Below are 9314 nucleotides of genomic sequence, written 5' to 3'. Positions count from 1 at the left end.
GCCTACACCGAGGCGTTGGAGGATGAGCGGACGGTGACCACGATCGGGTTCTTCTGCCGGGCGCGGGCGTTCTTCGCCGCCCACGGCATCCGGATCGACAGGGTGATCACGGACAACGGCAACAACTACCGGGCCGTGGACTTCACCCGGAAGGTGGTCTCGCTCGGGGGCCGGCACCACCGGATCCGCCCCTACACCCCGCGTCACAACGGGAAGGTCGAACGCTACAACCGGCTGATGGTGGACGAGGTCCTCTACGCCCGCCCGTACTCCTCAGAGCAAGCTCGGCGTGAGGCCCTGGCGGTGTGGGTGAACCACTACAACTACCATCGGCCTCATACCTCCTGCGGAGACGCTCCTCCGGCCTCACTGGCACCGACCCGAGTCAACAACGTCATGACCTCTTACACCTAGGCTGGGCCCATGAACAAGTCGGAGGAGGCCTACGCCCGCCTGACGCAGAAGATCGAGACCGGGGAACTGCCACCGGGCGCCGTCCTCAGCGAGGCGGCCCTCATCGACGCCGCCGAGACGGGGCGCACACCCCTGCGCGAGGCGGTGCAGCGCCTCATCCGAGACCACTGGCTCCTGGCCGGTGGGGGACGTGGCCTGCAGATCCCGGCGATCTCCGTGGACGACCAGCTGGAGAGGCTGGAGGTGCGGCGGTCGCTCGAGGCGCTGGCCGTGGGACTGGCCTGCGCGCGGGCGGACGAGGAGCAGCTGGCCGTCGTCGCGGCCCACGTGCGGCACCTGCGCACGGTGGAGGACCTGCCGGCGTACGTCGCCGCCGTCGGGCGCTCGCACGAACTCCTGCGCACGATCGCGAAGAACCGCTATCTCGCCGATTCCCTGGTCCCGCTCCAGGGGCTCTGCCGCCGGTTCTGGCTCGCCACCACGAAGGGTCTGCCCGACGAGGTCGAACGCGGTCGGGCGTTCTACGTCCCGGCGCTGGAGGCCGTGACCCGGAGGGACTCGGCCGGAGCCCGGGCCGGGGTGCTGGCCCTGCACGACTTCCTGGCACGCTCGGCGCTGGACTACGCCGCCCGACGCGCGGCCCACGGCAGCGCCGAGCCCCCGGCCCCGTGGGCGGCGGGACGCTGACGCGCGCAGCCCCCCGCGCCTGAACGGACCACCGGCCCGCCTCAGGCCAGCAGCGACGCGTCCGTCCGGTGACGGCTGACGATCGTGTGGATCAGCCGGGCCGCGGCCTTCGCCGTGCGGCCGTCCACGTCCAGGGCGGGGTTGAGCTCCACGACGTCGGCCAGGGCCAGCTTCCCGGACTGGGTGGCCTCCAGCGCGCACGCGTGGATCACCTCGTACGGCACGCCGAAGCCGGCCGGTGCGCTCACCCCCGGGGCGACGGCGGCCGGCAGCACATCCAGGTCGATCGTCAGGTAGAGCACGTCCACGGCGTTGATGAACGAGCGCACCCAGCGTCGGACGCCGGTGACGTCGGCGGTCTGGGCCTGCTCGTCGGTCACCCACGTGACCCCGTGTTCGCGCGCGGTGTCGAACAGGACACGGGTGTTGTTGGCCTCGCTGATGCCCACCACCGCGTAGGAGAGCTGATGCTCCGCCCCCTCGGCGTCGCGCAGCGCCTGCAGGAACGGGGTGCCGGAGCTGGGCCGCGGCGCCTCGCGCAGGTCGAAGTGCGCGTCCAGGTTGAGGATGCCCACGCGGGTGCCCGCACCCACGCGCGTGGAGCCGGTCAGGCCCGTGATCGAGGCGTAGGCGGTCTCGTGCCCGCCGCCGAGCACCACGGCCAGGTCGTGGGCGTTCAGCAGCCCGCTGACCACCGTGCCCAGCTCGGCCTGGCCCGCCTCGAGCTCGCCCGGGGCGTCGTCGTCGCCGCGGTCCACGGACACGTCGCCCGCGTCCACGAGCGCGCCCGTGCCCTCGAGGTACGCGAGCGAGGCGAGCGCGCCGCGCAGCGCCTCCGGGCCGTCCTCGGCGCCCACGCGGCCGTGGTTCCGGCGCACGCCCTCGTCCGAGGCGAAGCCGATGAGCGCCGTGGACCGCGCGCCCGACGTCGGGGCGCCGGCACCGGGGTCGCGGTGCGTCGTCGTGGGCTCGCCGCGGCCGTCGGCGGGGCGGACGACCTGGTGCCAGCGCAGGTGCTCGGGGGCGTCGCCGTCGGTGCGGCCGGTCCAGGCGGGGGAGAGGGACGAGGAGGGGAGCTCGGAGGTCATGGGACCATCCCACGCCATCGACGGCGGGCGCGCAACGAGGGCCGGACGACGCCCGACACGGGGCGTCGCCCGTCTAGGGCGTGTCTGAGAATGGATCCAGGGGGCCAGCTGACACCCTGGAAGGCATGTCCCGGTTCCAGATGCTCTCCGATGCCCAATGGGAGTTGATCGCCCCGATGCTCCCGACCCGGACCGGCCGCGCCGGCAGGCCGTTCGCCGACGCCCGCGCCATGGTGGAGGCGATCATCTACCGGTACCGGTGCGGAATCGCTTGGAGGGATCTGCCCGAGGTCTACGGGCCCTGGCAGACCGTGTGGACCTGGCATCGGCGCCTGGCCGAAAAAGGCACCTGGGACACGGTGCTGGCCACGCTGACCGCCGCCGCTGACGCCGAAGGCCTGATCGATTGGTCGGTCTCGGTGGACTCCACGATCGCCCGCGCCCACCAGCACGCGACGAACATCACCCGCCACACAGGGGGATGGATCGAACTACAAGAATCCGCGTGAGGAACCGGCCGATCACGGCATCGGGCGCTCCCGTGGCGGGCTGAGCACGAAGATCCATCAGCTCGTCGATGGGACCGGGCTGCCGCTGGTCAGCCTGATCCCCCCCGGCCAAGCCGGGGACTCCCCGATGCTGCTGCCGCTGCTGGGGCGGCTGCGCGTGGCACGGCCGGTAGGGCGGCCCCGGACCCGCCCCGAGGCGGTGCTGGGCGACAAGGCGTACTCCTCCCGGGCGATCCGCACCCACCTGCGTGCCCGCCGGATCAAAGCCGTGATCCCCGAGCCGGCGGATCAGCAGGGCCACCGCAGGCGCCGCGGCTCGGCCGGTGGCCGTCCCGTGGGCCTGGACTCGCAGGCTTACAAGGGCCGGAACGTGATCGAGCGCCAGTACGCGCACCTGAAGCAATGGCGGGGCCTGGCGACCCGGTACGACAAGTACGCGATCGTCTACCGGGCCGCCGTGGTGTTGAACGCTGTGCTCGCGTGGTCCAAACGATTGTCAGACATGCCCTAGCTCTCGTTCCGTCTTCGGGAGAGGCTGGCGAGGTACTCGTTGTAAGAGTCGAGTTCGGCGTCCTCGGCTTTCTGTCGCTGTCTCGAGGTGCGCACGTCGCGGGCTCGCCAGCGGGACAGGCAGACGATGAGCACTACGAACATCGGCAGCTCCGCGTAGGTCCATACCAGCGTGCCGGCGATCGCCTGGTCGATGACGGGGTCATGGCTGCCTGTGGGGGTGGCGTATGCGCTGAACAGCGGTGTGGCGGTACGGAGCAGGATCAGGCCGAAAATGGCGTGGATCTGGATCTCGACGGCGATATCGACGAATCGTGCGGCGAAGGAGGGTTGGCGCGGTAGCGGATCGGAGGACCATAGCGGTGTTGCCGAGACGATGCCGAGGACGAGGATGACGAAGAGCAAGGCGTCCTGGCCGAAGGGGATGCGCATGATGACGCTGATCGCGTCGGTCAGGTAGAGGACCGGGTACAGCAGTATCGCAATGACGATGGCGACCACAGGGTGCAGTGCGGCGCTCCAGAATCGTGAGCGCAGTCCCCCGTGCGCGGCACGGAGCACGAGACGCCCGAGGCCGGTGTGCGGTGTGCTGCGCAGGAGCAGCAGCCCGGGTGACCCTGCGATGAGGAGCGGCGGAACGACGGTCAGCAGGGTGATCTGCTGGAACACCAGCGCTGTGATGGATTCCGTCGCGAGACGGTTCACACCGAACATCGTGATAGCGAAGATCAGGGCGCACCCGATCAGGAACGATGCTGTGCGGGCGATCGCCCAACGGCGCCTGTTTCGCCACATCCAGATCGCTCCTCGCAGATACAGTGCCGCGAACAGCAGAGCGGCGATGCCGACGGGTGAGCCGGTGAGGGGTTCGAACGTGACCCACTGGTCGATCGGCGGCGTAGCGAATTTCCCTTCATCGAGGCGATCAAACGTCGGCGACTTCGGCCGCGGTGGTGGTGCCGGAGCGGGGTCAGGTGAGGCCGGAGTAGGAGTGGGGCCTTGGCCCTTGATCGTGGACACGGTGTCGGTTCGGTTATGCCGCTTCCGCAAGCGGCACCGGCTCCCAGGGCAACCAGGTACAAGGGAATCTGCCACCGCTCCAGCCAGCCGATCATGTACTTCCTTTCCGGGCGAGGACCTTGCCTCCATCCTCACGGAGCTGCCCGGTTGTCGCGACGTGGCGGTAGAGGGCCTGTTGGACAAGGAACCTACTGCCTGCCCTTCTCGGTTTCCCAACCTGTGTCCGGCTTTGCCGACAGCTCGGCTCCTCACGCCTCAGGTAGTGCCCGAGCGCCAGCCCTGCTTGGCGGGCGCCGATCACTAGCACGTCGGTCTCGGCCATGGTGTGGTTTCTCCTCGTTGCGGGCGCGTGGGCGGGCCGTAGTGCGGCTGGTGTGTCAGTAACCGGTGAGGGCCGGGAAGAAGGTCCAGAACACCGAGGCGGCCACGGCCACATAGGCGATGGCCACCAGGGTTCCGGCCCAGCCGGCGGAGAACCGCACCACCGCGGCGTGCGCGGGGATCACGCCGTGGGCGAGGTTGCGCACGGTGAGCAGGATGAACAGCGGGATCATCGCCGCCCACACGATCATGCAGTACAGGCACAGGATGTGGATCTCGAACAACGCCTGGGACCACAGCCAGATGGTGAACACCGTGCCGGCGGTGACCCCGGCCTGCAGGCCGGCCCAGTACCAGCGCCCGGGGCTCGCCCCGGAGAGGGTCACCATGGCGGTGGTGATGACCACGGCGAACGCCACGATGCCGATCAACGGGTTGGGGAAGCCGAACAGCTCGGACTGCCAGGTCCCCATCACCTTCCCGCAAGACACCCAGGGGTTGATGTCACAGCTGGTGATGTACCCGGCATCCTCGTACAGCTCCAGGCGTTCGAGCACCAGGATCGCCGAGGCCACCCAGCCGACCACCCCGGTGATCAACAGCACCAGGCCGAACGGACGGTGCCGGGCGACAGTCGGTATCCCCGCTACGTCGGAGGCCTGCCCGGTACCGGCAGGGCGGTCGGTGGTGGTCGTGGGGATCGTCACGGGTGAATTGGTGTCGGTGTCGGGGACACTCATGGGCCCGGTCAGTCCGTCGTGGCGGCGGCGTCGACCTCGGCGCGGAACTGCTCGAGGGTGTTCAGAGTGAGCATCTGTCCGTCCAGGAAGAAGGTCGGGGTGCCCTGCACGCCCAGCGCGGTCCCGTCGGCCACGTCGGCCTCGATGCGGTCGCGGGTGGCCGGGTCAGCCACCGCGGCATCGTAGGCGGCCATGTCCAGGCCGAGATCCTCGGCGTAACCGCGGAACACCGGGCTCCGGTCCTCAGTGGTATGGCTCCACTGCTCCTGGGTGTCGAACATCTGCTGATACATCGCCTCGTACTGTCCCTGCTGGCCGGCGGCTTCCACGGCTACGGCGGCGGTCATCGAGTTGGGATGTCCGGGCAGCGGGAAGTAGCGGTGCACAAAGGTCACCGTGTCGGCGTACTCGGCGCGCAGTTCTTCCACGACCGGGTAGGCGGCCTTGCAGCCCTCGCACTCGAAGTCCAGGAACTCCACCAGCACGGCCTGCTCGTTCGGGGCCTTGGACAGTACCCGGCTGTCTGGGCGCATCACCGGCGTGGCCTCCGAGGGGGCGATCTGCCCGGTCCCGGAGGAGGCAGTTTGCCCGGAGCCCTGGGGGGCGGCGTCGCGGGGGCCGCTGGCGGCCACCACTCCGACGATCAGCCCGGCCAGCACCACAGCGGCCAGTACGACCCAGACGATGGTCTTGGCCTTGCGGGATGTGGTGCCCGGTGTTGACGGATCAGAGGGGGTCGGATTGCGGGTCGGTGTGCTCACGAAGGGATCCGTTTCGGTCGGTGGCGACGGCACCGTGCCGTCGGGGTGGGAATGAGCTGGGGCTGGGATGCAGGGGTGGGTCAGGGGTGGAGGGTCTCAGTGTGGGGGTGGGTGGCCGGTTCGATTTGGAAGGTGGAGTGTTCGATGGGTACTTGGAAATCCTGGGCCACGCACCGTTGCAGGTCGGTCAGCACAGTGCCCAGGTGCGCGGCGGTCAGGCAGCCGTTGTGCACGGTGACGTGCGCGGAGAGCACGGGGGTGTCGGAGTCGATGCGTGAAGCGTGCAGGTCATGGACCTCCAGCACGTGCGGCAGCTCCGATAGCCGGATGCGGACCGCCTCCAGGTCCAAGCCCTTGGGGGTGGTCTCCATGAGTACGTCGATGGTGTCGCGAAGCAGGATCAGGGCTCTGGGCACGATCAGTGCGGCGATCAACAGGGACACCACCGCATCGGCGCGATTCCAGCCGGTGGTGGCGATCACGATCGCCGAAACGATCACTGCGACCGATCCCAGGGCGTCGTTGAGTACCTCCAGGAACGCGGCCTTCATGTTCAGGTTCTCACCTCGGGAAGAGGCCAGGATCGCCAGACCGATGAGGTTGCCAGCCAAACCGATCACCCCGAACCAGAGCATCGCGGTGGATTCGACCTCGGGGGGTTCGATGAGCCGGCGTACGCCCTCCACGGCTACGAAGCCGCCCACGGCCAGCAGCACCGCGGCCTGCGCGGCCGCGGCGATGATCTCGGCGCGCTTGTACCCCCAGGTGCGCTTGTCCGTGGCCGGGCGCAGCGCCAGGGTCGTGGCGGTCAGGGCGATCAGCAACCCGGCTGAGTCAGTAAACATGTGCCCGGCGTCGGCCAGCAGGGCCAGACTGCCCGAAGCCAGCGCGCCGATGACCTCGGCGACCATGATCGTCGCGGTGATGGAGAAGACCACGGCCAGCCGGCCCCGCCGGCCCGCCGCCGGAAGAGCATGGGAATGATCGTGTCCGCTCATACCAGGGTCTCTTCCACTCGATGAATCATCAGCTGAACGTCACCATCCTGTCCGGCGATACTGAAGGCACGCTCAATGCGCACAGCAGGCGCAATCCGCCCCGCAGCCATCGCCGTCCTTCCGTTCTGGTCCCCGGCGATCAGCGCGGAGGCGGGGGTGCAGCAGGCATCCCCGCGCCAGGCCTCCACCCCTTCCTTGAGGGCGACGGCGGCGATCACCAGGGCCGCGACTGGGTCGGCCCAGGTCCAGCCCAGGGTGCTGTTGAGGACCAGGCCCACCAGCAGGACCGCCGAGAGGTAGGTGCAGATCAGGGTCTGTTTGGAGTCGGCCACCGCGGAGGCGGACCCGAGTTCGCGGCCAGTGCGCCGCTCGAACCAGGACAGGAACGGCATGATGGCCAAGCTCACGGCGGCCAGCACGATCCCCACCGTGGAATGCTCCGGTTGCCCGGCCCCGAACAGGGTGCGCACGGCGTCGACGGTGATGAAGGCGGCCAAGCCGAAGAAGGAGAAGGCGATCAGGCGCAGCGCCACCTTCTCCCGGCGGTGCGGGTCCGGGGTGGCGAACTGCCAGGCCACCGCGGCGGCGGAGAGGACCTCCACGATGGAGTCCAAGCCGAAGCCGATCAACGCGGAGGACGAGGCCACGGTGCCGGCGGCCAAGGCGATGGCCGCCTCGATCACGTTGTAGGTGATGGTTCCTGCCACGATCCAGCGGATCCGGCGGTGCAGGACCGCACGGCGGTCGTCCGTGAGGGGCTTGGAGCTCAGCGTGAGGGTGCTCATGCGCAGGTGCATCCCGCAGCGGAGCAGCAATCCGGGTCGATGGTCAGCGTCAACTCCAGCAGCTCCCCAAGGGTCTGGCCCAGCCGGGGGTCGGCCAGGGCGTACCAGACGTTGCGGCCCTCGGCGGTAGTGGTCACCAGCCCGCAGCCGCGCAGGCAGGCCAACTGGTTGGACATCACCTGCTTGGACACCCCCAGCTCCCCGGCCAGCGCCGACGGGCGGGCCGGCCCATCACGCAGGGCCAGCAGGATCCGGGTCCGGGTGTCATCAGAGAGGGCATGGCCCAGTCGGGACAACGCCGAGACATGAGTGAGGGTCGTGGTGCTCATGCCTAGAACGATACAGCATAACGTGTACCCTTGTCGGGGTGCCGCCCGGCAAGCGGCCGGCACCATGGCCCGATCCCAGGAGGTCCGCGCAACCGTGCCCCACTCTGATGTCCCGCTGACCGAACCATCCCGGCTCCTGCCCGTCCCATTGTCGGACGGCAGGAGAAGGGGCTCGGTGTGAGCATCGGGAACTACTTCGCCGAGACCGTCAACTCCGGGGCTCTGCTCATTGCCGCACCGCTGGCGATGATCGCAGGGATCGTCTCGTTTCTGTCCCCGTGCATCCTGCCGCTGGTGCCCGGCTACCTCGGTTACGTCTCCGGGCTGGCCAACCCCACACATCCGGACAACCGCCGCCGGGTGCTGACCGGGGTCGGGCTGTTCATCCTGGGCTTCGCCGCGGTCTTCACCCTCTACGGGGCCGCCTTCGGCACGATCGGTCACTGGCTGGTGCGCTGGCAGGACCCGATGATCCGCGTCCTGGGCGTCCTGGTGATCGTTATGGGCCTGGCCATGGTTGGCAAGTTGCCCTTTTTCCAGCGCACGATCAAACCCACCCTGGCCCCCCGGACGGGCCTGGCCGGGGCCCCGGTGCTCGGGGTCGTCTTTGGGCTGGGCTGGACTCCCTGCATCGGCCCGACACTCGGCGCCGTGCTGGCATTGAGCACCACCACCGGCGATCCCTGGCGCGGGGCCCTGCTGGGCTTCCTCTACTGCCTGGGACTGGGCATCCCATTCCTGCTGGCCGCGGCGGGGATCAGCTGGGTCACCAACGCCCTGTCCTACGTCCGCCGCAACATCCGGGTATTCAACATCATCGGCGGATCCCTGCTGGTGGGGGTCGGGATTCTGATGGTCTCCGGGCTCTGGATGCTGTGGATGTACCAGCTGCAGAGCCTCGCCGGCACCTTCACCACCCCCGTCTAAAACCAGAAACCCCGCCCCACCGGACCGGTTACTGAGGAGTGACCGGGCCGATGGGACGGGGACGAGGGCCCTGAGTGGTCGGTGACGGGTGTGCTCAGAGGCCGAAGGCTCCGCCGCTGATCAGGATGAAGACGCCTAGGGCATGTCTGACAATCGTTTGGACCACGCGAGCACAGCGTTCAACACCACGGCGGCCCGGTAGACGATCGCGTACTTGTCGTACCG

At 69.0% G+C, this 9314-nt stretch carries 11 protein-coding genes; 4 read left to right on the top strand and 7 right to left on the bottom strand.

Features of this window, described 5'->3' with window-relative positions; genetic code table 11:
• Positions 1-414: integrase core domain-containing protein (locus AUV08_RS00795; protein ID WP_157571207.1), on the top strand; the 414-nt coding region annotated here is incomplete at its 5' end.
• 9 nt (positions 415-423) lie between these two features.
• Positions 424-1101, top strand: coding sequence for a GntR family transcriptional regulator (locus AUV08_RS00790; RefSeq protein WP_061866875.1), 678 nt, complete (start codon positions 424-426; stop codon positions 1099-1101).
• Between the two features lie 41 nt (positions 1102-1142).
• Here AUV08_RS00790 and hutG read toward each other — a convergent pair whose 3' ends face one another.
• The gene (gene hutG, locus AUV08_RS00785; protein WP_061866874.1) at positions 1143-2189 is read right to left on the bottom strand and encodes a formimidoylglutamase; all 1047 of its coding nucleotides are present in this window, start codon (positions 2187-2189) and stop codon (positions 1143-1145) included.
• A gap of 125 nt (positions 2190-2314) precedes the next feature.
• Between hutG and AUV08_RS11905 the strand changes: the two genes are divergently transcribed.
• A protein-coding gene (locus AUV08_RS11905) for an IS5 family transposase (RefSeq protein WP_157571206.1) occupies positions 2315-3209 on the top strand; the annotation gives its coding sequence in 2 pieces (ribosomal slippage) (positions 2315-2671 and positions 2673-3209; 894 coding nt in all).
• Here the strand turns inward: AUV08_RS11905 and AUV08_RS00770 are convergent.
• From AUV08_RS00770 to AUV08_RS00745, 6 genes are all read right to left on the bottom strand, one after another.
• Positions 3206-4228: a cytochrome c oxidase assembly protein gene (locus AUV08_RS00770; protein ID WP_231862106.1), complete on the bottom strand. Its 1023-nt coding sequence runs from the start codon at positions 4226-4228 to the stop codon at positions 3206-3208. The genes AUV08_RS11905 and AUV08_RS00770 overlap by 4 nt on opposite strands.
• Before the next feature lie 377 nt (positions 4229-4605).
• Positions 4606-5289 (bottom strand): vitamin K epoxide reductase family protein, encoded by a 684-nt coding sequence (locus AUV08_RS00765; protein WP_080695921.1) that lies wholly within the window; start codon positions 5287-5289, stop codon positions 4606-4608.
• Positions 5290-5297: 8 nt separating this feature from the next.
• Positions 5298-6050 carry a thioredoxin domain-containing protein gene (locus AUV08_RS00760; protein WP_061867621.1) on the bottom strand — a complete coding sequence of 251 codons (753 nt, stop codon included), beginning with the start codon at positions 6048-6050 and terminating at the stop codon, positions 5298-5300.
• Between the two features lie 80 nt (positions 6051-6130).
• Positions 6131-7048: a cation diffusion facilitator family transporter gene (locus tag AUV08_RS00755; protein ID WP_036317488.1), complete on the bottom strand. Its 918-nt coding sequence runs from the start codon at positions 7046-7048 to the stop codon at positions 6131-6133.
• Positions 7045-7833 carry a cation transporter gene (locus AUV08_RS00750; RefSeq protein ID WP_080696038.1) on the bottom strand — a complete coding sequence of 263 codons (789 nt, stop codon included), beginning with the start codon at positions 7831-7833 and terminating at the stop codon, positions 7045-7047. Before AUV08_RS00750 ends, AUV08_RS00755 begins: the two co-directional genes overlap by 4 nt.
• Positions 7830-8162 carry a helix-turn-helix transcriptional regulator gene (locus tag AUV08_RS00745; protein ID WP_020628509.1) on the bottom strand — a complete coding sequence of 111 codons (333 nt, stop codon included), beginning with the start codon at positions 8160-8162 and terminating at the stop codon, positions 7830-7832. The genes AUV08_RS00750 and AUV08_RS00745 overlap by 4 nt, the downstream gene beginning before the upstream one ends.
• A 177-nt stretch (positions 8163-8339) precedes the next feature.
• Between AUV08_RS00745 and AUV08_RS00740 the strand changes: the two genes are divergently transcribed.
• On the top strand, positions 8340-9089 hold the full coding sequence (locus tag AUV08_RS00740; RefSeq protein WP_036384828.1) for a cytochrome c biogenesis CcdA family protein: 750 nt from the start codon (positions 8340-8342) through the stop codon (positions 9087-9089).
• Positions 9090-9314: the final 225 nt, after the last annotated feature.

Origin of the sequence: Micrococcus sp. CH7 (assembly GCF_001595485.1) — a bacterium.
GTDB classification, from domain to species: domain Bacteria; phylum Actinomycetota; class Actinomycetes; order Actinomycetales; family Micrococcaceae; genus Micrococcus; species Micrococcus luteus.
This window is presented reverse-complemented; position numbering and strand designations above follow the sequence as displayed.